Origin of the sequence: Halomonas sp. AOP5-B2-8, from assembly GCF_052376475.1 — a bacterium.
GTDB lineage: Bacteria > Pseudomonadota > Gammaproteobacteria > Pseudomonadales > Halomonadaceae > Vreelandella > Vreelandella casei.
In genome coordinates this window covers 807,271-830,615 of record NZ_JBQSVS010000001.1, presented here as the reverse complement: position 1 = coordinate 830,615, position 23,345 = coordinate 807,271, and the positions used below count along the sequence as shown (strand labels likewise).

The 23,345-nt window shown below is 56.3% G+C and carries 24 protein-coding genes; 6 read left to right on the top strand and 18 right to left on the bottom strand.

The genetic code is table 11. The annotated features are described in order from the left end of the window. Nucleotides 1-8 precede the first annotated feature (8 nt). The 4 genes from ACT3RP_RS03735 to def all read right to left on the bottom strand — a co-directional run bounded on the left by ACT3RP_RS03735 (nucleotide 9) and on the right by def (nucleotide 3,161). Nucleotides 9-215 (bottom strand): dodecin, encoded by a 207-nt coding sequence (locus tag ACT3RP_RS03735; RefSeq protein ID WP_096282081.1) that lies wholly within the window; start codon nucleotides 213-215, stop codon nucleotides 9-11. Between the two features lie 62 nt (nucleotides 216-277). Next, a complete protein-coding gene (gene rsmB / locus ACT3RP_RS03730) occupies nucleotides 278-1,615 on the bottom strand; it encodes a 16S rRNA (cytosine(967)-C(5))-methyltransferase RsmB (protein WP_192535972.1) in 1,338 nt (445 codons plus the stop codon). After that, nucleotides 1,612-2,604 carry a methionyl-tRNA formyltransferase gene (fmt, locus tag ACT3RP_RS03725; protein WP_192535973.1) on the bottom strand — a complete coding sequence of 331 codons (993 nt, stop codon included), beginning with the start codon at nucleotides 2,602-2,604 and terminating at the stop codon, nucleotides 1,612-1,614. Before fmt ends, rsmB begins: the two co-directional genes overlap by 4 nt. Before the next feature lie 44 nt (nucleotides 2,605-2,648). Then, on the bottom strand, nucleotides 2,649-3,161 hold the full coding sequence (gene def, locus ACT3RP_RS03720) for a peptide deformylase (RefSeq protein ID WP_096282078.1): 513 nt from the start codon (nucleotides 3,159-3,161) through the stop codon (nucleotides 2,649-2,651). Nucleotides 3,162-3,341: 180 nt separating this feature from the next. On the opposite strand from def, the gene ACT3RP_RS03715 reads away from it, so the two are divergent. The 6 genes from ACT3RP_RS03715 to ACT3RP_RS03690 all read left to right on the top strand — a co-directional run bounded on the left by ACT3RP_RS03715 (nucleotide 3,342) and on the right by ACT3RP_RS03690 (nucleotide 9,870). Continuing rightward, on the top strand, nucleotides 3,342-4,154 hold the full coding sequence (locus ACT3RP_RS03715; RefSeq protein ID WP_192535974.1) for a peptidoglycan-binding protein: 813 nt from the start codon (nucleotides 3,342-3,344) through the stop codon (nucleotides 4,152-4,154). Between the two features lie 40 nt (nucleotides 4,155-4,194). Then, complete coding sequence (gene dprA / locus ACT3RP_RS03710) at nucleotides 4,195-5,319, top strand: DNA-processing protein DprA (RefSeq protein ID WP_192535975.1); 1,125 nt, start codon at nucleotides 4,195-4,197, stop codon at nucleotides 5,317-5,319. Nucleotides 5,320-5,368: 49 nt separating this feature from the next. Continuing rightward, a complete protein-coding gene (locus tag ACT3RP_RS03705; RefSeq protein WP_192535976.1) occupies nucleotides 5,369-5,926 on the top strand; it encodes an L-threonylcarbamoyladenylate synthase type 1 TsaC in 558 nt (185 codons plus the stop codon). Between the two features lie 56 nt (nucleotides 5,927-5,982). Continuing rightward, the gene (hemF, locus tag ACT3RP_RS03700) at nucleotides 5,983-6,939 is read left to right on the top strand and encodes an oxygen-dependent coproporphyrinogen oxidase (protein ID WP_192535977.1); all 957 of its coding nucleotides are present in this window, start codon (nucleotides 5,983-5,985) and stop codon (nucleotides 6,937-6,939) included. Further along, a complete protein-coding gene (gene aroE / locus ACT3RP_RS03695) occupies nucleotides 6,936-7,760 on the top strand; it encodes a shikimate dehydrogenase (protein ID WP_192535978.1) in 825 nt (274 codons plus the stop codon). Before hemF ends, aroE begins: the two co-directional genes overlap by 4 nt. A 199-nt stretch (nucleotides 7,761-7,959) precedes the next feature. After that, the gene (locus ACT3RP_RS03690; RefSeq protein WP_225734341.1) at nucleotides 7,960-9,870 is read left to right on the top strand and encodes an alpha/beta hydrolase domain-containing protein; all 1,911 of its coding nucleotides are present in this window, start codon (nucleotides 7,960-7,962) and stop codon (nucleotides 9,868-9,870) included. Between the two features lie 130 nt (nucleotides 9,871-10,000). Here the strand turns inward: ACT3RP_RS03690 and ACT3RP_RS03685 are convergent, their stop codons facing one another. From ACT3RP_RS03685 to ACT3RP_RS03620, 14 genes are all read right to left on the bottom strand, one after another. Further along, entirely contained in the window at nucleotides 10,001-10,807 is an 807-nt protein-coding gene (locus tag ACT3RP_RS03685; protein ID WP_192535979.1) for a M48 family metallopeptidase, read from the bottom strand. Nucleotides 10,808-10,954: 147 nt separating this feature from the next. Next, complete coding sequence (locus ACT3RP_RS03680; RefSeq protein WP_192535980.1) at nucleotides 10,955-11,569, bottom strand: hypothetical protein; 615 nt, start codon at nucleotides 11,567-11,569, stop codon at nucleotides 10,955-10,957. Between the two features lie 87 nt (nucleotides 11,570-11,656). Continuing rightward, on the bottom strand, nucleotides 11,657-13,060 hold the full coding sequence (gene der / locus ACT3RP_RS03675) for a ribosome biogenesis GTPase Der (protein WP_096282070.1): 1,404 nt from the start codon (nucleotides 13,058-13,060) through the stop codon (nucleotides 11,657-11,659). Next, the gene (gene bamB / locus ACT3RP_RS03670) at nucleotides 13,057-14,211 is read right to left on the bottom strand and encodes an outer membrane protein assembly factor BamB (RefSeq protein WP_192535981.1); all 1,155 of its coding nucleotides are present in this window, start codon (nucleotides 14,209-14,211) and stop codon (nucleotides 13,057-13,059) included. The genes der and bamB overlap by 4 nt, the downstream gene beginning before the upstream one ends. Then, nucleotides 14,208-14,867 carry a YfgM family protein gene (locus ACT3RP_RS03665; RefSeq protein WP_192535982.1) on the bottom strand — a complete coding sequence of 220 codons (660 nt, stop codon included), beginning with the start codon at nucleotides 14,865-14,867 and terminating at the stop codon, nucleotides 14,208-14,210. The genes bamB and ACT3RP_RS03665 overlap by 4 nt, the downstream gene beginning before the upstream one ends. Nucleotides 14,868-14,924: 57 nt before the next feature. Beyond that, on the bottom strand, nucleotides 14,925-16,226 hold the full coding sequence (hisS, locus tag ACT3RP_RS03660) for a histidine--tRNA ligase (RefSeq protein WP_192535983.1): 1,302 nt from the start codon (nucleotides 16,224-16,226) through the stop codon (nucleotides 14,925-14,927). 91 nt (nucleotides 16,227-16,317) lie between these two features. Beyond that, on the bottom strand, nucleotides 16,318-17,433 hold the full coding sequence (gene ispG / locus ACT3RP_RS03655; RefSeq protein WP_192535984.1) for a flavodoxin-dependent (E)-4-hydroxy-3-methylbut-2-enyl-diphosphate synthase: 1,116 nt from the start codon (nucleotides 17,431-17,433) through the stop codon (nucleotides 16,318-16,320). 8 nt (nucleotides 17,434-17,441) lie between these two features. Beyond that, the gene (locus ACT3RP_RS03650; RefSeq protein WP_192535985.1) at nucleotides 17,442-18,380 is read right to left on the bottom strand and encodes a RodZ domain-containing protein; all 939 of its coding nucleotides are present in this window, start codon (nucleotides 18,378-18,380) and stop codon (nucleotides 17,442-17,444) included. A 47-nt stretch (nucleotides 18,381-18,427) separates the two neighbouring features. Further along, complete coding sequence (pilW, locus tag ACT3RP_RS03645; RefSeq protein WP_192535986.1) at nucleotides 18,428-19,162, bottom strand: type IV pilus biogenesis/stability protein PilW; 735 nt, start codon at nucleotides 19,160-19,162, stop codon at nucleotides 18,428-18,430. 137 nt (nucleotides 19,163-19,299) lie between these two features. Further along, nucleotides 19,300-20,484, bottom strand: a complete 1,185-nt coding sequence (rlmN, locus tag ACT3RP_RS03640) for a dual-specificity RNA methyltransferase RlmN (RefSeq protein WP_192535992.1) — start codon at nucleotides 20,482-20,484, stop codon at nucleotides 19,300-19,302. Nucleotides 20,485-20,599: 115 nt separating this feature from the next. Beyond that, nucleotides 20,600-21,025 (bottom strand): nucleoside-diphosphate kinase, encoded by a 426-nt coding sequence (gene ndk / locus ACT3RP_RS03635; protein ID WP_096282063.1) that lies wholly within the window; start codon nucleotides 21,023-21,025, stop codon nucleotides 20,600-20,602. A gap of 224 nt (nucleotides 21,026-21,249) precedes the next feature. Continuing rightward, the gene (locus tag ACT3RP_RS03630; RefSeq protein ID WP_192535987.1) at nucleotides 21,250-21,576 is read right to left on the bottom strand and encodes a HesB/IscA family protein; all 327 of its coding nucleotides are present in this window, start codon (nucleotides 21,574-21,576) and stop codon (nucleotides 21,250-21,252) included. Nucleotides 21,577-21,606: 30 nt separating this feature from the next. Next, on the bottom strand, nucleotides 21,607-22,773 hold the full coding sequence (locus ACT3RP_RS03625; protein ID WP_192535988.1) for an aminotransferase class V-fold PLP-dependent enzyme: 1,167 nt from the start codon (nucleotides 22,771-22,773) through the stop codon (nucleotides 21,607-21,609). Nucleotides 22,774-22,835: 62 nt separating this feature from the next. Then, nucleotides 22,836-23,303, bottom strand: a complete 468-nt coding sequence (locus tag ACT3RP_RS03620; protein WP_192535989.1) for a Fe-S cluster assembly transcription factor — start codon at nucleotides 23,301-23,303, stop codon at nucleotides 22,836-22,838. Nucleotides 23,304-23,345 lie beyond the last annotated feature (42 nt).

Below are 23,345 nucleotides of genomic sequence, written 5' to 3'. Positions count from 1 at the left end.
GGTGAGTATTACTCTAGCGTGAAGCCGACCTTAACCGTGACCTGCCAGTGCGCTACCTGGCCGTCTTCAATGTGGCCACGGGTATCAATCACTTCTAACCAGCGCATATGTTCAATCGTCTGCGATGCTTTGGCCAGAGCGTTTTGTACTGCTTCCTCGATGCCTTTCTCGGAAGACCCGGTTAGCTCTACATGCTTGTAGGTATGATGACTCATGATATCTCCTTCCTTGTCATAAATTCACTGCCCAGGCTAGGGCGATAACAACGTAGCCACGGCTAGGCAGTGCGCTTTTCTAGTCTGGCATAAAAAAAGCCATCGTGACTGCTCACGGCAGGAAACAATTGACGACCTGCGCCGCTGACAATGCCCCAGGCGACGTCGTTAGGCGTCGTAACGTGGGCATCTGGGGTGCGAGCAAGAAATGCCTCAATCTGTTCAGCGTTTTCTTCCGGCAGCACAGAACAGGTGGCGTACAGCAGCGTGCCGCCTTCGCGCAGCATGGGCCAAAGATTGTCTAGCAGCTGACGCTGAAGCTTGGCCAGCGGGCGGATATCGTCCTTACGGCGCAGTTTTTTGATATCTGGATGGCGTCGGATAACGCCAGTGCCCGAGCAAGGTGCATCGAGCAAAATGGCATCAAACGGTGTGCCGCTCCACCACTCGCCCTCGGTGGCATCGGCATGTTGCAGCACGGCTTCAACGCCTAAACGGCTTAGCGTATCTTCCACGCGCGCTAGGCGCTGGTTATCGCTATCAATGGCGGTCAGTTGAATATCAAACTGCTCAAGCAAATGGGCTGTTTTACCGCCGGGTGCACAGCAAGCATCCAACACGCGAGCGCCGGGACGTGGCGCAAGTGCGGGCCCCAGTAACGCCGCCGACAGTTGGGCCGCTTCATCTTGAACGCTAACGTGGCCGTCCTCAAAACCGGGCAGCACCGTGACATCGCAGGGCGTTTCCAGAGTGATAGCATCGGGGGCATGCAGGCATAGCTGCCCAGTCAGGCCTTGTTCGGTCAGTAGGGCTAAATAGGCTTCACGGTCATTGTGATGCTGATTTACCCTTAATGTCATCGGGCCTGCGTGGTTGTTGGCCTCAATGATGTCGCGCCACTGCTCAGGCCATGCCTGACGCAGCGCGTTGAGCAGCCAAGGCGGATGTTCTAGCGCGACGTTCTCATCCTGGTCTACCTGCGCCTGGAGCGCTTCGGACTCGCGCTGCAGGCGGCGTAAGCAGCCATTTAAAACGCGGGTGGCCCACTCTTTGTTGAGTAGGCGTGCAGCACCCGCTGTCTCACCGACGGCCGCATGGGCCGGAATGCGCATGTACAGCAGTTGATAAATTCCGACCAGAAGCAGCGCTTGTACATCGCTGTCGCGCTTCTTAAACGGCTGCTTAAGCAGCACGCTGGCTAAGGCTTCCAAACGCGGTAAGCGGCGGCAGGTGCCAAAGCAAAGTTCTTTTAGCAGCCCGCGATCGCGAGCCACTACGCTGTGATCATCTAAGCCAGCCAGTGAGCCTTGGTCGCTGAGCACCGGGGCCAGCGCGCGCGCTGCAGCGGCGCGTACTTCTTGGCCACTGCCGCCGCTTTGTGGGGAGCGCTTTTGGTTCATCGTGAGTTTCCTTCGCTGGACTGTGCTGCTGGTTTACCAAAACGAGTGCCGGTGGCAAGACGCGCGTGGCGCGCATTCAATAGGTCGCGTACGGCCATGGCTTTACCGCCGGGCAGCTGCGCGCTGCTCACGCATAGCACCTCGCGGCCTTCGACACCGCAGGCAATCCGCAGGTGATCATCGCCGTGGTCTAGCAGGGTGCCTGGTGCACGGGCGGCATGGTCGCCTTCTTCCACGCTCGCCATCAGCAGCCGAAGGCGCTCATCTCCCAGTGCGCACCAGGCCACTGGCCAGGGGTTGAACGCGCGGATTTTGCGGGCTAAGAACTGAGCCGGCTGAGTAAAATCAAGTTCCGCTTCGGCCTTGCTCAGTTTGGCGGCATAGGTGACGCCATCTGCAGGCTGTGGCGTGGCATGAACGCTATCGGTGGTCAGGGCATCCAGCACATGAATCAGGGCGTTCGCGCCTTGAGTCGCGAGGCGGTCGTGTAAATCACCACCCGTGGTGTGCGGCGTGATAGGCGTGCGCACTTCTGACAACATCGCGCCAGTATCCAGGCCAGCATCCATCTGCATGATGGTCACGCCGGAGGCGCTATCACCCGCTTCAATGGCCCGCTGAATGGGCGCCGCGCCGCGCCAGCGGGGGAGCAGCGAAGCGTGCACATTGATGCAGCCTAATCGTGGTATATCCAGCACCGCTTGAGGAAGCAGCAGCCCATAGGCGACCACCACCATGATGTCTGCATTAAGCGCGGCCAGTTCGGTTTGAGGCTCGGGCTCTTTTAGGCTCTGAGGCTGATACACCGGCAGGTCGTGTTCCAACGCCAGCTGTTTCACCGGGCTGGGCGTGAGTTTGCGACCACGCCCGGCAGGGCGGTCGGGCTGCGTATAAACCGCCACCACGTCATGCTGGCTTTCCAGCAGCGTTGCAAGACTTGAAGCGGCGAATTCAGGCGTGCCGGCAAAAACAACGCGCAATCGTGACATAAAGAGGGGGTTACCTAGCTTATGTAAAGTATCAGTAGAAAACGTTAGGCGTCCTGCATTTGCTTATGGCGTTTCTGCATTTTTTTGAGGATGCGATCACGCTTAAGTGGCGACAGGTAGTCAACAAACAGCACGCCTTCAAGATGGTCATACTCGTGCTGAATGCAGTGTGCCAGCAGGCCTTCTGCCTCTAACTCGTAGGCATCGCCGTTGCGATCCAGCGCGTTGAGCTGCACTTTAAGATAGCGCGGCACTTCGGCGTAATATTCCGGGATCGACAGGCAGCCTTCCGACAGCGGCTCTTTCACGTCGCCTATCGGGGTGTAGCGCGGGTTGATGAGCACCAGCGGCTGGGAGTTATCGTCGCTGACATCCATGACAACGACACGGCGGTGGACATCGATCTGAGTGGCGGCTAGACCGATACCACGAGCGTCATACATGGTCTCCAGCATATCGTCGACAAGCGTACGTACCTCATCGTCGACGGTTTCCACCTCAGCGGCCTTGGTGCGCAGGCGCTCATCGGGGAATTCAAGAATAGGAAGTTTGGCCATGGCGTTACAATCACCGTTATGCTGAGTCTAAATTAAGTCAAACTAGGCTGTGAGCAGCGTCGTCCAGCCTAAGTACTTTATGATGGGCCACTATACCATGCTGTCAACGTTTCTGGGCATGCGCGCCCACTGCTTACAGCGTTTCATCATCTACATCATCATCGCACCGGGGAGAGCAGGATGGCGATAAAACAACACCTTTCTCGTCGCGCTTTTTGCGCGCTGTGGTTGAGCGCCGCGTTGCTAGTAGGCGTTGCTTGTGCCGCTGAGAACGGCCAGCGGGTAGTGACGCTTTCACCTCAGGTGCCTGTTTCGATAGACGTAGCGCAAGCCTTTTTACGACAGCATCGCGTGGTCAATAGCGCTGAAGATATCAACGAGCTGGCCTACGTTGTCGCCGGTGAGGATCGCCGCTTGATGAGTGGCGCGGGCGATAAGCTCTATGTGAGAGGCGACGTCCCACGCCACGCTCAAGTGGGAATTTACCGCCAGTCAGCGCCATATCAAACGCTGGATGGCGCGCCCTTAGGCATCGAGCTTATTAACGTCGGCACTGCTCGGCATGTGAGCGATGACGGCGACATTGTGCAGCTTGAAGTGCTTAGCTCCCATCAGGAAGTGCGGGTTAACGATCTTGTTTTACCGCTACCAGAGCCTGCGCTGGGCGCTGAGCTGATCCCGCGCGCGCCGTTAACGTCAGTTGAAGGGCACATCATTGCCGTGCCTGATGGCGTGCGCTTTATTGGGCACCTGCAAATCGTTACGCTGGATCTGGGCCGCCTTGATGGGCTGCAGCCAGGCCACGTGCTGCAGATTGAGCAGCAGGGTGAGCGGGTTAGCGATCCGCGCAGCGAGGAGATGATTCAGTTGCCCAGTACCGAGGCGGGCAGCGTTATGGTGTTTAAGCCCTTTGATCACGTCAGCTATGGGCTGGTGATGCAGGCATCGCGCGTGCTGGAAGTCGGTGATCACGTCTCTTCATCGGTTCGTTAATTAAGCGGAAAGCATCAACGTTGGTGAGTAAGGAGGCGGTATGAACACGCAGCAATGGCTGGTTATCAATGCGCTGCCTGGTATGGGCGCACTGCGGATTGCGCAGTTGGTTGCCCGTCAGCCTCAGTGGCCGGAAGGCTGGCTGGCAGCGCTGCCGAGCCGCGCAGCCAAAGAGCTGCGTGTGTGGCTTGAGCATCCTGCTCGTAGCCCGCTGCAAAAGGTGGTTGATGACACGCTGGCATGGCAGAAAAACATCCCTAATCGGCATGTGCTGCACCGCGACCACCCCGCGTGGCCGGCACTGTTGAATGAAGTCGCCGATCCGCCGGTGGTGCTGTGGGCCCAGGGCGACCTTGACGCACTGGAAGGGCCTAAGCTTGCCATCGTGGGAACCCGCCGTCCGACCGGCGAAGGCAGCCACAATGCACAAACGTTTGCCCGTGACTTAGTGCGTCGTGGCTGGTGTGTGGTCAGCGGTATGGCGCTCGGCGTGGACGCAGTTGCTCAGCGTGCGGCACTGAAGGCGGGTGGCAGCACAATCGCCGTACTGGGCTGCGGCGTTGACGTGATTTATCCTGCCTCACATCGTGATTTGCACGAACAGCTCAGCCAAGTGCCTGGCGGGCTGCTGCTGTCGGAACACCCGCCTGGCACGGTGGCGCGGCCTGCGTTCTTTCCTCGCCGCAATAGAATCGTCACCGGCCTTGCCCTCGGCACGTTGGTGGTCGAGGCAACCGAGAAAAGCGGCTCGCTGGTCAGTGCACGGCTCACGTTAGAGCAGAATCGTGAATTATTCGTGCTACCCGGTTCACTGCATAACGTGCAGGCAAGTGGTTGCCTGGCGCTATTGCGTCAGGGAAGTGCCTCGTTGGCCTGTAGCGTTGACGATATCATCGCTGATCTTGGCCACTGGGCGGGGGCGTTTATCCCCGAGACCGATGCCATTCAGCCTAGCTTGGGGGCGTTGGAAGGTAACCCGGCTAGCGCAGAGCCGCTACCGGATACGCTACTAGAGGCGCTGTCGGCTACTCCAACGCCTATTGATTTACTGGTGCACGCAACCGGTGTGACGGTCAGCGACTGCCAGCAAAGGTTGCTGATGCTGGAGCTAGACGGCTGGGTAGCCCAGCAAGCGGGAGGCTGGGTGCGGCTGCCGCGCCCATGATAGGATAAAACCATTAAAGACACGTTAGTTCTGACGGTGAGGAGAGACCATGAGCCTGGCGACCGACCTAACCCCTGCGATTAGCGCGCTGCGTGCAGGGGGTGTGGTTGCATGCCCTACGGAAGCTGTCTGGGGGCTTAGCTGCGACCCTGAAAATGACGAAGCCTTGGCGCATCTTATGCGCATGAAAGAGCGCGACCCTGCAAAAGGCCTCATCCTTGTTGCCGCCAGTATCCAACAGTTTCAACCTTGGTTAAGCCAGCTGCCGCTTACCATGCACGCGCCACTGGCCGCTAGCTGGCCTGGTCCTAATACTTGGTTAGTGCCTGACAACGGTCGTAGCCATGGGCTCGTGCGTGGCGCCCATGCGCGTGTAGCGCTCCGCGTGACCGACCATCCGGTGATGAAAGCGCTGTGCGAAGCCTTTGGTGGTCCACTGGTGTCAACGTCGGCCAACCGTTCGGGAGAGCCGCCTGCGATGAGCGCTGCCGAGATCACGGCGATTTTCGGCGATGAGGTCGCCTATGTGGTGGAAGGCACTCTCGGTGGCAATGCCAAGCCCAGTACCATTAGAGACTTAGCCACCGGTAAAATCATGCGTGCTTAACCGGCTCTCCAACTACTTATTATTCTCCAATCACCATTCACTACCCAGGAGTTACCGTGGCCCACGAGCATCTTGATGACGTTAAACGCTACCTTCTGGATTTGCAGGATCGGCTCTGCGCAGGGTTAGCTCAAGCCGATGGCGAGGGTCAGTTCAAAGAAGATAGCTGGAATCGTGAAGAGGGCGGCGGTGGCCGTTCCCGGGTGTTAACGAACGGTGACGTGTTTGAAAAGGGCGGCGTCAATTTCTCGCATGTTTACGGTGCCCAGCTTCCGCCGTCGGCCACCGCCGCGCGGCCTGAGCTTGCCGGGCGCAGCTTTCATGCGCTGGGCGTTTCCTGGGTGCTGCACCCTGAAAACCCACATGTGCCTACTAGCCATGGCAACGTGCGCTTTTTTATCGCTGAGAAAGCCGGAGAGCCGCCGGTCTGGTGGTTTGGCGGCGGCTTCGATCTGACGCCCTTCTACCCAGTGGTGGAAGACGTACAGCATTGGCATCGCGTCGCCAAAGCGGCCTGCGAGCCGTTCGGAGACGATGTTTATCCGCGCTACAAAGCATGGTGCGATGAGTACTTCTACTTGAAGCATCGTGATGAAACGCGCGGCGTGGGCGGGCTGTTTTTCGACGACCTAAACGAAGGCGATTTTGCAGAATGCTTTGCTATTCAGCGAGCAGTGGGTGACAGCTTCCTAGCCGCTTATTTGCCTATTGTGGAGCGTCGTAAGCAGGATGCTTGGGGCGAGCGCGAGCGTGATTTTCAGCTTTATCGGCGCGGTCGCTACGTAGAATTTAACTTAGTGTGGGACCGCGGCACGCTGTTTGGCCTGCAAAGCGGTGGGCGTACAGAATCTATTTTGATGTCAATGCCGCCGCTCGCGCGCTGGGAGTATGCCTTTACGCCCGAGCCGGGCAGCGCTGAAGCTGATCTGCAAAACTTCTTACACCCCCGGGACTGGCTCAGCGAAGTCGCCGAGGGCGTGCCTCATCAAAACTCTATTGAAGCGCCTTTATGACCGATTACTACTGCGTGTTTGGAAATCCCGTCAAACACTCCCGGTCGCCACTGATTCACGCCGAGTTTGCTCATCAAACGCAGCAAACGATTGAGTACACTGCCCAAGAGGCGCCAATTGATGGCTTTGCGGGCGCCTGGCAAGCATTTATTGAGGCGGGAGGGCGCGGTGCCAACGTCACCGTGCCATTCAAAGGTGATGCTTTTGCATTATGCGATACGCTGAGCCATCGAGCCGCCCGAGCCGGAGCGGTGAATACGCTAATGGTGGGAGGCAATGGGCGCACCTACGGCGACACCACCGATGGCATCGGGCTAGTACGTGATCTGGCCTATCATCGGGTGGCGTTAGCCGGAAAGCGGATTTTGGTCGTGGGGGCCGGCGGAGCAGTGCGCGGCATACTGGAACCACTGCTTGCCGAACAGCCCAGTGGAGTCGTTGTGGTTAACCGCACCGCCGCCAAGGCCGAACAGTTGGCCCGCGATTTTGCTGATCTGGGATCTATCACGGGCGGTAGTTTTGACACGGTTAACGGGACGTTTGATGTGGTGATTAACGGCACCAGCGCTAGTCTTTCAGGTGACTTGCCGCCGCTACCTGATGCACTGTTTAATACCCATGCCTGGGCCTACGACATGATGTACGGAGCAGAATCGACGGTATTTTTGCAATGGGCCGGGCCACGTGGCGCTAAACTGCTAGACGGCTTAGGCATGCTGGTCGAGCAGGCCGCGGAGTCGTTTTTCCTGTGGCGCAACGTGCGCCCTGATACGACATTCGTGCGTGAAATGCTGCGTCAACAATTGCGGTTCTTTACGTAGCTGCTTATCTAGCCCTTTACGTCGGCACGTGCAAAGGAACAAGCAATCCTGCTTAACCCACACTATGTGCTTGAATAATAGGCCTCTGTAGTGGCACGGCCCATTAAGATGTGCGTTTTTTAATTGCCCTCAAGCCGCCTGGGTGTATTAATCGTGGTTATCTCACTTGAAAAATAAGTAATAAAAAAAAGGCGCTACTATGAATATGAAAAACCTACCAAAAATAACAGTCGTATCGATGGCCATCGCAGGCGTCATGGTGGTATCTCTTGATAGCCAAGCCAGGGTGACGGGGTTTGATATCAGCGACACTGCAGATGCGTACGCTGGTGAGCGCTTTGGAGACGCTGGCGCTTACCAGAGGGTCAATGCTGTGGCCAGCTTTGCTATTGATCCAGCAAGTCCCAGAGCAAAGGATATTGTCGATATAGACAAAGCACCGGTTAATGATCAAGGTGATGTCGTATTTAGTACTGACGTGGTTATTTTACGACCTACCGAGCAAGCTTCAGGCCTGTTGTTCTACGAAGTTCCTAACCGTGGGCGCAACTTGAGCTTTCCATTACTCAATCTGTCGAGTACATCGGGCGACTTTACAGTAGAAGACCCGGGTGATGGCTTTTTAATGCGCCAAGGTCACACTATGGTATGGAGTGGTTGGCAGACCGGTTTAAGCGATAGTTTGCTCGGGATCGACTTGCCGGTTATTGAGGGAGTAACCGGCGAATCGCGTGAGGAATTCATTTTCGATAATCATGAGTCGGTAAGCGTGGTTTCCCTCACCTATCCTAGTGCAGACCAAAACCCCGAACATGCCTCCCTAACCGTTAGACCTACGCCTGATGCGCCCCGTCAAATAGTCGAGGGCCTATCGTTTCGCTATGTGGATGAAAACCATGTAGAGATTCAGCGGCCCAGTAGCATGGATGGCGGCGCTATCTATGAGTTTATTTATCCCGCCGCGCAGGCAGTGCCTGCCGGGCTAGGTATGCTCGCGACAAGCGATCTAGTCTCCTTTCTTCGAGGTGCGCAAGGCCACGATGTTGAAACGCCTCTGAATAATATTGAGCATACCGTGGCCATGGGGATTTCTCAGTCAGGCCGCTTCCTGCGCGACTTGATCTATCAAGGCTACAACGCGGATAGTCAGGGTAATCGGGTATTTGATGGCGCTATGGCCCATATTGCTGGGTCAAGAAAAACGTTCACCAACTATCCTTTTGCTCAGCCTGGTCGCTACTCCCGGCAGCATGAAGATCATGATGCGGCAGGCGATCAGTTCCCCTTCAGTTATGTAGACACGTTTGATCCGCTGACGGATAAGCGCGACAGCGTTTTGGCCGCCTGTCGCGAAAACAATACGTGTCCTAAGCTTATGCACACCGACACCTCGACAGAATTTTGGCAGGCACGTGCGTCATTAGTCGCTACATCCCCTACGGGGGATCCCTTGACGATGCCTGATGACGTGCGCTTATACTTTTTCGCTGGGGCACCGCATTTTAATGCCTGGGGCGCATCTTCTTCAGACAGTGACGTCTGTCAATATCCCACTAATCCACTGAGTGTGGCGCCTAGCATGCGTGCGCTGGTTTCCGCGATGACATCTTGGGTCACCAATGATGTAGCGCCACCAGCTAATCGTTATCCAGGTTTGCAGGGGGAAGGACTGGTGGATAATGAAGCGTTGAGTTTTCCACCCTTACAGGGTGAAGTACCTCAGCCGCCGATCAATGCGTTGTATGTCAGAAATCATCATATGATGCCACTCGAAGCGGGTGAACAATATCCGGTGAAGGTGCCAGACGTTGATGCGGATGGCATTGCGCTGGGAGGCATACGACAGCCCTATGTGGCTGTGCCACTCGGTACTTATTTAGGCTGGAATTTACGCGACCAAGGGTATGCAAAAGGCCAATTGTGCGACACTACCGGTAGTTTTATTGCTTTTGCGAGTCGTGATGATGGTCGAAAGTCAGTCTCAAGCCGATATCCCACCCCTGACGCATACCAAGCGTCCTTAGAGCACGCTATAGATGAACTCGTCGATACGGGCTTTATGCTTGAGCAAGATCGCCAATGGGTGATGGAGGGCGCGCCAGCGCTATAATGCGCCTTAGTACCTAGGCTTAAAGGCGGTCTTTGGGTCTCGCCAAGATCCCTTTTCATTGGTCAATAACACCACCTAAAAAGCGGGGGCGGATGATGAATCCGGCCCCGCTTTTTTTAAACGCAAATTATCAAGGGCGCGGGCAGTTGGGCTTACGGCCATTGCTGCGGGCTTGCTCATAGGTAGCCAGAGCCTGATCCATATTGGCTTGTAGGCCTTCAATCCGATTACCTTGGCCGGGGTGAGTCGACATCCACTCAGGGGGCGCGCCGCCGCCGCCGGTGGCGGCCTGCATGTTTTCCCATAGCGTCACGCTTTGGCGTGGGTCAAAGCCTGCTTGCGCCATCAGGTCCAAGCCAATCACGTCGGCTTCACTTTCATGCGCCCGAGAGAATGGCAGCACGATACCGTACTGGGCACCCATGCCCAGCACGCCCATCAGCTGTTGGCCGCCGGCGGACTGCATGCCTGACGCACTGGAAATAGCCGATAAGCCTAGCGATGTGGCGTTTTGAGTGGAGGCGCGCTCATTAGCGTGGCTTGCCAGCACGTGGCCGACTTCATGCCCAATGACCGATGCCAGCTGATCCTGGCTAGTGGCAACGTCCAGCATGCCGGTGTTCACGCCGATATAGCCGCCGGGCAATGCAAAGGCGTTGGGCTGTTCGGATTTAAATACGCGGGTTTGCCAGTCTAACTGCTGCTGCTCGGCGGGCAGTGCGGCGATAACAGCATCGGCAATACACTGCACGTAGCGTTGGCTAGTTTGGTTGGCAGCGGGAAGCTCTTGCTGGTACTGAGCAAACGCCTGACTGCCCATTTCATTAAGTTCGCTGTCAGACATCAATAGCAGCTGCGAACGTCCTGTCGGCGAGGTGGTACAAGCAGCGATAGACACACATAAAGCGGTCATAGTAAAAGGGCGAAGCCAGCGCATAAGACGTTTTCCTTTTAGGCGAATGAGTTTTTTGTTCATAAGATAGCCGCTGAAAGCAGTCAATCAATCCTTACTATCATAACCTACCTAAAGGGTAAGTATTGATGCTGAACGGCATCGTCACGTAAGGCCCTTGACTGAAATAGCTTATCCTTGCGGTATTAGCTGACCATCAGCGCCCACGTTCAGACGAATGGTTGGAGTCAATAACCCTGCGGGAAGCCGCATACCTAGCCCGCGTAGATCCCCTGGCGTAATCGCCAGCTGGCTGCCGGGCGGCAGCTCGCCTTGAGTGGCTAATTGGCTGGCAAGCTCAAGCATGGGGACCATGCGCTGAGTGTCGGTGGCCAGCACGTCAAAGGCAACCGGCAGGCGTAAGTTAGCATCGTCGCCGGAGGTGAGGGTAACGTCTTGCTTATATTGGCCCTGAACAGGGTCAACGCCGGGCATATCCAGCGTCCAGCGAAAGCCTGACATCTCGACCGGTGGCATGCCCGCGGGCAAACCCAGGCCCATTGCAACGGTGGCTTGTATGGGTAGGCTTCCCGCACCGAGACTAGAGGCGATCAGGCTGGTTAGGTCACTGGTATCTAGCCCTGCTTTGATGTTGTAAGGGCCAATGCGCACATCTTCAATGCCCAGCGAATTTATCGCCAAACGAAACGCAAATAGCCCTGTTTGGGGTAGGGCAAGACAGCCGGCCAGCAGGCTGGCAAGGCCCAACAAGATTAGCCAGCGACAGCGCAGAGCAGCATTGAACATAACATTCCTCGTAAGGCTAGTAAGGCAAAACGCCCGCTTGACGATGCAAGCGGGCGAATGTGAATCACAAGGTAAAACGTTAACGCATTAGCGCCGGCTCTTGCGCGCCTCTTTGGTGCGATTAAGCTCGCGTTTCTTGGCCTTCTCTTTGTCACTGGCCCCCGCCATGTGGTCGAACGGGTTGCTGCCCGAACGAAACTCAAAGCGAATCGGCGTTCCGCGAACCTTCAGCACTTTACGGAAAGTGTTGGTGAGGTAGCGGCGATAGGCCTCTGGCACGGACTCAGTTTGATTGCCATGTACCACGATAATCGGCGGATTACTGCCGCCCTGGTGCGCCATACGAAGCTTAATCCGTCGCCCCTGTACCATCGGGGGTGGGTTTTGGCTTACCGCATCCTGCAGCAGGGTAGTTAGGCGATTGGTCGACCAGTGGGCATTGGCCGCGTCAAAGGCACGGTCAATCGAGGGGTAAAGATCACCCACCGCAGTGCCGTGCAGAGCGGAGATAAAGTGCAGCTCTGCGTAGTCAGCAAAACCTAGGCGTCGCTTGATCTCAACGCGCATTTTCTCCTTGGCTTCGCTCTCTAGACCATCCCACTTATTCACCGCCAGTACCAGCGCGCGCCCGGTGGTCAATACATAGTCGAGTAGGTGCAAATCCTGCTCAACCAAGCCGCTGGAACCGTCCAATACCATGATCACTACATGCGATTCTTTGATCGCATCCAGGGTTTTGATGATAGAGAATTTTTCGGTGATTTCGCGGACGTTCTTGCGCCGCCGAATGCCCGCTGTGTCAATCAATACATAGGGCTTGCCGCGGCGTTCAAAAGGAATTTCGATAGAGTCGCGGGTGGTACCGGCCTCATCAAAGACCACTACCCGGTCTTCACCGAGCAGACGATTGACTAGGGTTGATTTGCCGACGTTAGGTCGGCCAATCACGCCAATGCGAACGCCCTTGCTGCCGGTGTCAGCAGGAATGCTGGCATCGCGCTCGGGAAACGGCTCAAGCACCACGTCGATTAACGTAGAAACATTGCGCCCGTGTGCGGCGGCAATCGGCCATGGGTCGCCAAGCCCTAACGACCAGAAATCGCCCATGGCCGAGTGTTCTTCTAGGCCGTCGGTTTTATTCACTACCAGCCAGGTTTTTTTCTGATTAACCCGCAGGTGGTTAGCAATCGCTTGGTCTGCGGGCATGAGGCCGGCGCGCGCGTCGACCATAAACAGCACAATATCTGCTTCATCAATAGCAGCGAGTGACTGCTCCGCCATCGCGGCGTCGATTCCCTCTTCGTCACCGCTGATGCCGCCGGTATCAATCACTGTATAGACTTTATCGCCCAGCATGCCGTTGCCATATTTGCGATCGCGGGTGAGGCCCGGAAAATCGGCCACGAGTGCATCACGCGAACGCGTTAGGCGGTTAAACAACGTCGATTTGCCCACATTGGGGCGACCGACTAAAGCAATGACGGGTGTCATGGAGTGACTTCCAGGGTTTCCAGGCGACCATTGTTGGCCTGGACATGAATGGTGCTGCCTTCAGTGACGGGGCGCACGCTAATGCCTGATTTGTGCACGCGCGTACGTCCGACAATGTCGCCTTCGCGTGCATCGATCAAGTGAAGGTAGCCTTCAAAATCACCGACCACAATGCGGCCGCCGGCAAACGCAGGTGCGGTTAGCCAGCGATCTTCTAAATCTTCGTTGCGCCAAACTTCTTGGCCATTGTCTGCATCTAGCGCCACAACGTTGCTGTCATCGGTGACGATATACAGCAAGTTACCGACCAGCAGCGGCGTATGGCGGCTGGAAAGGTTTGCTTCCCAAAGCAGGTCGCCTTGGGTGGCTTCCAGTGCGACGACTCGGCCGTTATAGCTGGTGACAAACAGGCGGCCATCGGGAGTGATAATCGGCTGGCCGGAAAGATCCACCAGGCGCTCTACTTCGCTACGCCCACGCGGAGTGGCAACCTGCATATCCCAAAGTGGCTGGCCGTTGCGATTATCAAGCGTCGCTAAGCGGCCATTCGCTAAACCGATAAAGCTGACAGGATCAATCACCATCGGCGTCCCGGTGCCGCGCAGCGTTAGCGACGGCTGTGAGCTAGTGTATGCCCAGCGCTCTTCGCCCGTGGCGCGGTCCAGCGCGGTAATTTGACCATCAACGCTTTGTACGATCAGCAGCTGCTGGTTAGCCTGTGGCGCAGCCAGCACTTCACTGGATACCCGAGCACGCCAGCTTTCGCTGCCATCGCGCTGATCCAGCGCGATCACTTCACCGTTACCGGCTAAATAAACCTGTCCAGCAATCGCCGTTAGTGCGCTGGAAATAGGCGTTTCAAGATCTATTTTCCACTCAACGTCGCCGCTGTCCGCATTCATTGCCATCACAACACCGTTGGCATCAGCGGCAAAGACGCTGTCGCCTTCACGATCAGGCGCAATAGGGTAGCGTGCATGGCCTAAACCATCGCCAATGTTGCGCCGCCATTGGGTGTCTAGCGACGCGGTTTCGTTGAAACTGCGCAGTTCTTTCGGCGTATAGGCAGGCTCGCCTTTACTGGCACAACCAACTAGCAGCGCCAGCGTCAGAGCGCCTAAACCAGCTCGCATCATGTGTTTGGTAATCATTGTGTCGCCTCCTCAGCGCCGAGATCGTCAAGCTTGAACTGCACGCCGTAAAGCGGCTGGTCTTGCGTTTGGGCAAGCTCCATGGCGTTTTCCCATGCATCGCGAGCAGCATCAGTGTCGCCTTTGGCAACAAACGCATCGCCGCGCACGTTTGCCCGCTGAGCTGCCAGCGCATCGCTAATCGGCTTTTCTAACAGCGCTAGCGCTTCATCGGGGTTGCCGTCGGCAAGCTCTACTCGCGCTAAGCGCAGCCAAGCAAGACTCTGCACGTAGCGGCGCGAGGAGTCATTGGCAACGCTTTCCAAGGAGGCTTTAGCGCCCTCCAGGTCATCTTGCTGCACGGCTAAACGCGCATCGAGCAACAGGGCAAGTTCGGCATACAGCGTATTGCCATGCTCTTCATTCAGCTCATTGACCATCTCACGTACGCTGGCCACGTCATCATCGGCAAGCTCATTGTTCGTGGTCATGTTGACGATCTGCTGGTAGCGCATGGAGGCGGCTTCTGACTGGCCCTGTTGATAATTTTGCCAAGCATGCCAACCGAATACGCCCGCTCCCGCGAGGACCGCGCCTGCTACCAAGGAGATTCCATTTTCTTTCCACCAGCGCTTGACTGCGTCTAGCTGCTCTTCGTCGCTTCTCAGCTCCGCCACGGGCGGCCTCCTATTTTAGTGGGTATGCACGAACAGGCACTCTGTGCCTGCTGGGCGTTAAGCATTAATGACTAACAGTTCGCGTAGCGTATCGCCTAGCATTGCAATAGACGCTCGCTGCTGTTCGCGATCATCGCGTAGGAATTTTAGCGTCGCCGACTGCTCAGCAATTTCATCTTCGCCGAGCAGTATGGCCATGGTGGCGTTGCTTTTATCGGCTTTCTTCATACGGCTTTTAAAGCTACCGCCGCCGCAGTGAAGCTGCAGGCGGAGTGTGGGAAGCTCACTACGAAGCTGCTCGGCCAGGGTGATTGCCGCCAGAGTGGCGTTATCATCCATTGGCAGTAAGAAGACGTCACAGCCGCCCAGCGCATCGTCGGGAATTAACTGCAGGGTTTCAAGCAGCAGAATTAGCCGCTCAATGCCCATGGCAAAGCCTACCGCGGGGGTTGGTTTGCCGCCTAGCTGTTCGACGAGGCCGTCGTAGCGTCCACCCGCACACACGGTGCCCTGGCTGCCCAGCGCTGTGGTAGTCCACTCAAATACGGTGCGGCAGTAGTAATCAAGCCCGCGCACAAGGCGTGGATTGATGACGTAGGGAATACCCGCCGCCTCAAGTATCTTCGTGAGCTGCTCAAAGTGTTCGCGTGATTCAGTATCCAGGTGATCCATCAACTGCGGTGCCGTATTCAGCATGTCAGCCATCGCCGGATTTTTAGAATCCAGAATACGCAGCGGGTTGCTGGTCAAGCGGCGCAGAGAGTCTTCATCCAGCACGTCGCGGTGCTGCTCAAAATAGGCAACCAGCGTGTCTCGATAGGCCGCGCGCGCCTCAGATGAACCCAGCGAGTTGAGCTCTAAGGTGACGTGTTCCATCAGGCCCAGCTCTTGCCATAGGCGGGCCGAGAGAAGAATCACTTCGGCATCTATATCGGGGCCGTCAAAGCCAAAGGTTTCGACACCAATTTGATGAAACTGACGATAGCGGCCTTTTTGCGGGCGCTCGTAGCGAAACATGGGTCCCTGGTACCACAGCCGCTGGGTTTGGTTATATAGCAGGCCATGTTCCATCGCCGCGCGCACGCAGCTGGCGGTGCCTTCCGGGCGCAGGGTCAAGCTCTCGCTGTTGCGATCGTCGAAGGTGTACATCTCTTTTTCAACGATGTCGGTCACTTCACCGATAGAGCGCGCAAACAGCGCCGTTTGCTCAACAATAGGCGTGCGAATTTCATTGAAACCGTAACGCAGCATGAGCTGGCGCACTTTGGTTTCAAAAAATTGCCAGCGCGGGCTATCGCTGGGTAACAGATCGTTCATGCCACGGATGGCTTGAATCTTTTTAACGCCAGTCTTGCTCAATGAAAACTCCTTAGTCTGCCTTTAGGCGCCGCGCGTTCACAGTCTTGGTGTGAAACTCATTCGGGCGAGCTTGGCAGTACACCCTCAGCGCTTAAGTGCTGCGGGCAATCATGTCATCTTGCTGCTGCTGTTTTTCGCGTACTTTGTCACGAATCAGTCGCTCTAAGTCATCTACCAGATGGTCATTGCGTAGCTTGCTGGCCGGTTTTCCATCGATATAAACCAAGTTAGCGGGGCTGCCGCCGGTAAGGCCGATATCGGTCTCTTTGGCTTCGCCTGGGCCATTAACCACACAGCCAATCACCGATACATTGAGCGGCGTCATGACGTCTTCCAGCCGCTCTTCCAGCTGGTTCATGGTGTCGATAACGTCAAAGTTCTGTCGCGAACAGCTGGGGCAAGCAATAAAATTGATGCCTTTAGCGCGCAGCTTGAGGCTTCTGAGCATGTCAAAGCCGACCTTGATCTCTTCTACCGGGTCGGCCGCCAGCGAGACGCGGATGGTATCGCCAATGCCATCCATTAACAGCATACCTAGGCCAATCGATGATTTGACGGTGCCTGAGCGCAGCCCACCCGCTTCAGTAATACCCAGATGCAGCGGCTGTTCAATGCGTGCAGCAAGGTCGCGATAGGCGGCTACCGCCATAAACACATCCGAGGCTTTTACGCTGACTTTAAATTCTTGAAAATCGAGACGATCAAGATGATCGATATGGCGCATGGCCGATTCAACCAGCGCAGCCGGTGTCGGCTCGCCGTACTTTTTCTGCAGGTCTTTTTCCAAAGAACCGGCGTTAACGCCAATGCGAATGGGAATGCCGTTATCCCGAGCCGCGCTAACCACTGCGCGCACGCGGTCCTCTCTACCAATGTTGCCAGGGTTAATGCGCAGGCAGTCTACGCCAAGCTCAGCAACGCGCAGGGCGATTTTGTAATCAAAGTGAATATCGGCAACAAGCGGTAAGTTGACGAGTTTTTTGATTTTACCAAAGGTTTCCGCAGCATCCATGTCAGGCACCGAGACACGCACAATATCCGCACCGGCTTTTTCCAGTTGCTGGATTTGTGCCACAGTGGCGGCGACATCAAGCGTGTTTGTGTTGGTCATGCTCTGTACAGAAATCGGAGCATCACCGCCAACCGCTACGTTACCCACGTGAATCTGGCGGGAAAAACGGCGTTTAATCGGAGAAGGGGCGTGCATAGGGCGGGTCACTCTCCCAGGGTAAATCGGGCTACGTTATTGGCACCGGCTTGGGCGGGAAGGTCAACTTCCTCACCCTGGTAGCGCAGTTCAACGCCAGTGGCATTGCCCACTGTTAAACGAAACGGCGGCTGGCCTTCGACACTGGTGGACGTGCCGGGCGTTTGCAGGCCAACAAAAATGCGCTGATTGGTGGCGTCAAAAATTTCGGTCCACGACTGTTCGTTGAACGTTAGCTCAAGAACGTTGGCGTTCGTTGTCACTTCTGCGTCGGCGGTGTCCTGAGAATCGCTGTCTACCGCTGCGGTTTCTGCCGGCGGCGCGTCGTCGCTACTGACCAGCGTCGGCGGGTCGAGAACAGCGACGGCATCGGCGCCGCCTGCTTGCTCCTGGGAAACCGGCGCTGCGTTTTCATCAGCGCTGGTAATGCTGGGCTCGACGGCGGCACTTTCTGCTTCCGGCGGCTCTGCTGGCGCATTCTGCGTCTCTTCTGTAGACGAGGAGCCAAGGCCGGGCGGTTCATTGCCACCACGGCTTTGCCACCACATCACCGTTACCGCAATTAGCCCAACAATGACCAGCAGAGTAACGAGTTTGAACAGCCAGGCGCCAATGCGGGAAGGCGGCCGGGTAGTCGATACCGGGATGACCTTACGCTCAGCATCGATACTGCCATGGCGGGCCTGATAAGCCTCGAGCACGAGGCGGTCATCCATGCCGAGATATTTTGCGTAGGCGCGCAGGTAGCCGCGGCGATAGGCCGCGACGGGAATTTCTTGGTAGTTATCTTGCTCTAGCCCGTTGACCACGGCCGGGCGCAGGTTCAGCGCTCGGGCGGCATCGGCGAGCGGCACGCCAAGCTGTTCTCGCTGGTGAGAGAGAAGCTCACCAGGAGAAACGGTGTTGGTGCTATTAATGACGCTTTCTTGTGACTGTGTATCGCTCATGGCTGAGCATCCTTCATTAAATAAGCGGTGGTCAGGGCGTCAATCAATCAGTCGGTGCCAAGCTGGCGCTGGTAGTCGGCGGCGATGCTATGGTCACCGCGGGCATGGGCGATATCAACTGCCATCTCTAGCGCTGCTTGGTCGGGCTCAGCGAGCTGTAAATAAGATTGCAGCGGTGACCAGGCCTGAACGTAATTGCCCTGCGAATATTCGAGTTCAGCTAACATTAAATAGCCGCGCGCATTGCGCGGATCAATACTTTGCGCACGCTGCAACCTGGCGCGCGCGTCATCAAATTCTTCCAGCGCCACATAACACTGCCCGAGGTTGGTAAATAACTGGGACCGGTTGGCGTACTGGGCATCCTGGGATGCAGTCTCTAGCTGTTCACAGGCGGGGTCAAACTGGCCCTGGCCGTACAAAAACGCCGCATAGTTGTTACGGGCGCGCGTAAAATCAGGTTCAGCGTTAACCGCTTGTTGAAAATAGTCGTTGGCCAGTGCATTTTCGCCCTGGCGCTGGTAAACCAATGCTAGCGCTTGCAACGCTTCTGCATGGTGAGGGGCAATATCGAGCGCCCGGTCCAGTGCATTAAGCGCGCGGGGAAGATTGTCGCGCTCCAGATAAGCGACGCCAAGCTGCGTATAGGCATCGGCCGCTGCTGGGTTGGCTTGGGGTGAAGCCGTGTTGGATGAAGCACAGCCAGCAAGCCACAGGCTGCCGATAAGCACGGTCAGCAGGTGCACCCGAATTGGGTGTTGGCGCTTGCGGTGAGCGATCATATCAATCCTCTCGTGGTGAACGTCCAACGACTAATAACAGTGCAAATAAAGCATAGCGCCGTGACAATAAAAACCGTGACCATCAAAGCGCCGCGCTAGGCGGAAGTCAAGCCAAGCCCTGTTTTGTAACCGTTGCGTTAGTCGGCATCAAGCTGTACCGACTGGATATGGCGCGCACTGCGTTTAGTACGGTCTTTCACGAGCCCAACTAACTGGCCGCAGGCGGCATCAATATCTTCACCGCGAGTTGTTCTCACCGTTGCATTGTAGCCTTCATCGTAAAGCCACTGCTGGAAGCGCATGACCTGGTTGCGCGACGGTTTTTCGTACCCGGAATTAGGGAACGGATTAAACGGAATCAGGTTAATCTTACACGGCAGCTCTTTAAGTAAAGCGGCGAGCTGCTCTGCGTGCTCCTGCTGATCATTGATGTCTTTGATCAGCGTGTACTCAATGGTGATCTGCCGATTGTCTGGTCCTTTGGACAGGTAGCGATGGCAGGCATCCAGCAACGCGCGAATGTTATATTTGCGATTGATGGGTACCAGCGTATTGCGCAGCTCGTCCGTTGAGGCGTGCAGCGAAATGGCCAGACTAACGTCTATTTCATCGCCGAGCTTGTCGATCATCGGCACAACGCCGGAGGTCGACAGTGTCACGCGGCGCTTTGACAGGCCATAGCCGTTATCGTCAAGCATCAGCTTCATGGCCGGCACAACGTTATCAAAGTTGAGCAACGGCTCGCCCATGCCCATCATGACAACGTTGGTTACCGGGCGGTTGGCCGTATCACGGCGTGGGCCAACGCTACGCTGAGCGACCCACACCTGGCCAATGATTTCAGCTGCGGTTAAGTTGCGCTGAAACCCTTGCTTGCCGGTGGAGCAGAAGCTGCAGTCCAGCGAGCAGCCGACCTGAGAAGAGACACAGAGCGTGCGGCGCTTGCCGTTCTCAGCCGGAATCAATACCGTTTCTACGTAGCTGCCATCTTCTACTTCCAGTACCCATTTGCGGGTGCCGTCGCTGGAAGTGCCTTCATAGACTACCCCAGGGCCACGAATTTCTGCTACCCGCGCCAGTTTTTCACGCAGCGGTTTGGAGAGATTCGTCATGGCAGCAAAATCATCGCTACCCTCTTGGTGAATCCACTTCATTAGCTGCGCAGCACGGAATTTCTTTTCGCCAATCGACAAAAAGAACGTTTCCATCTGCTCGCGGGACATGCCGAGCAGGTTGTGGCGTTCAGGTGACGCTTTGGCAGCAGGTGTGCTGGCAGCATCAGAACGAGGAGCGGGCGTATGTTGGGCTACAGTGGTGGTCATGGCGATCAGCGTTAAAGAGAAGGGCGGAGGCGTAGCCCCCGCAAAATGGCCGGCAACGAAAGTCGATACGGCGGCGCCATCAGTTAGGCCCATCAGTCAGGCCTATCAGTCAGACTTAGCGCGGGCAAATTTCGTCGTTGCCGAAGAAGTAGCTAATTTCGCGCTTAGCACTTTCTGCAGAATCAGAACCATGGACAGCGTTGGCGTCGATTGTTTCCGCAAAATCGGCGCGAATTGTGCCAGCAGCGGCATCTTTCGGGTTAGTGGCGCCCATCAAGTCGCGATTTTTAGCAATGGCGCCTTCACCTTCAAGTACTTGAACCACAACCGGGCCAGAGGTCATGAAGCCAACGAGGTCTTTAAAGAAAGGACGCTCTTTGTGCTCTGCGTAAAATCCGCCAGCTTTCTCTTCAGAAAGGTGTACCATTTTGGCCGCTACTACGTTCAGGCCAGCTTTTTCAAAGCGAGCGATGATCTCACCAATAGCATTTTTGGCAACGGCGTCAGGCTTGATAATAGAAAGAGTGCGTTCAGTAGCCATGCGAATGGTCTCCTTGAGTTCTTGAAAAAGAATTAAGCAAAAATTGCCGCCTCAGAAACCCAGGGCGGCCAAGACAAAATGATTTGGCTAATATTGTTCAGCAGCAAGCGCGTTTAAAAGCGCACGGGAAAGCCCCTGCTGCCTGAACTCAGATATCCAGGGGCGCGATTATAGCGCTTAAGCCGGGGGATGAATACCGGTGATGAAACCTCGCCGCACATAGCTTAAACGGTAAAGCTCTCGCCGCAGCCGCATTCATCTTTTACGTTAGGGTTATTAAACCGGAAGAAGCGGTTGAGTCCTTCGCTAACGTAATCCACTTCACTGCCGTTGAGCATTTCTAAAGCATCGGGTGCGACGTACACGCTGGCGCCGTGGGCTTCAAAATGCACTTCTTCCTCACTGATTGTATCGGCAAAGTCGAGCACGTAGCTAAAGCCTGAACAGCCGCTAGGTTTGACCGAAACCCGCAGGCCCAAGCCTTGGCCGCGCTCGTCAAGCACATGGCGGATCTGCTGTGCGGCAGCCGGGGTGATGTTAAGTGTTGCCATGGGGCGTCCTCCTTAAAAAGTGTCAGCCGCTTAACGTGGCGGTGCACGTAAACTGCTCACCGCGTGGCGAATGAGCGTTAGCGCATGATCAATGTCAGCTTCGGTGGTGAAGCGGCCAAAGCTAAAGCGCAGCGATGAAAGCGCAAGCGAGCGCGGCGTGCCGATGCCAAGCAATACGTAGGAAGGATCGACGTTGGCCGAGTTGCATGCTGAGCCGGTGGATACAGCGACGTCACGCAGCGCCATCAGCAGCGATTCACCGTCGACCCCTTCAAACGCCAAGTTGAGAATGTTAGGCACGGCTTTATCGAGCGGCGTATTGGCAAAAATACCCTCGACATCTTTCAGTCCGTCTAAAAAGCGCTGCTGCAAACGGCCAATATGCGCGTTGTCGTCATCGAACTGTTGCTGCATCAAGGCAAGCGCTTCACCCATTCCCGCAATTTGATGGGTCGGCAGCGTTCCGGAGCGCATGCCGCGCTCGTGGCCGCCGCCGTGAATGAGCGCCTCAATGCGAATGTCCGGATGGCGCTTAACATAGAGCGCCCCTACGCCTTTCGGGCCGTAGGTTTTGTGCCCAGAAAGCGACATCAAATCAATTTGCTGAGCCACCACGTCGAGCGAGATGCGCCCCGTTGCTTGCGCCGCATCGGTATGGAACGCGGCGCCAAATTCATGGGCGACGCCCGCCAGCGCGGCGATATCATTAATGCTGCCCAGCTCGTTATTTACGGCCATTAACGAGACCAGCGTGGTGTCGTCACGCATGGCCGCGCGCAGCTGCTCAGGCTGAATGCAGCCATCGCGCCCTGGCGTTAGCCATGTTACCTCAAAGCCTTCTTTTTCAAGCGCGGCGGCGGTATCAACCACCGCCTTGTGCTCGATAGTAGAGGTCACTAGGTGCATGCCGCGCTCGCGATTAGCGCGCATAAAGCCAGTCAGCGCTAAATTGTTCGCTTCCGTGGCGCCGCTGGTCCAGACAATCTCTCTAGGATCGGCACCAATGGCATCGGCTACCTGGCGACGCGCCTGCTCGACCACCTGCTCCGCCTGCCAGCCGAGCATATGGCTGCGCGATGCAGGGTTGGCAAACAGCTGGTCAACCGTTAGGTAGCGCTGCATAACCTCGACCACGCGCACGTCAACCGGCGCGGTGGAGGCATAATCTAAGTAGATTGGCAGCGTAGGCGTGGTCATGGTTAAGGTACCGGCGGTTTATTAATAATAACGACACAATAAGCGTTAATGCGCGGCTGGCGCTAAGGCGATGAGGCCAGAATGCCGGCGTCAGCGCGCTGATCCTGTCGCGCTGCTATCTTTATGACATCAGGGCGGAGCATCAGTTGTGCCAGGGTCATTTCGTCAAGAAAGTGACGAATCTGAAGAGACAGCTCACACCACAAATGGTGGGTCAGGCAAGTGTCGCCCTGCTGGCAGTCTGAAAGCCCTTGGCAGCGTGTGGCATCAACGCTTTCATTCACCGCGTCAATGACGTTCGATACGCTGATAGCGGCCGGCGGCTGCGACAGCAAGTAGCCGCCGCCCGGCCCGCGCACGCTGCCAACCAAGCCGGCGCGGCGCAGGCGAGCAAACAGCTGCTCTAAATAGGAGAGCGATATTTCTTGGCGTTGGGAAATATCGCTTAGGCTGGTCGGGCCGTTATGGGCATGCAGCGCTAAGTCGAGCATGGCGGTAACGGCGTAACGGCCTTTGGTGGTCAAGCGCATGGCAAGCACCTCGACGCTGAACCCTCAGCGCTAACGGCAAAT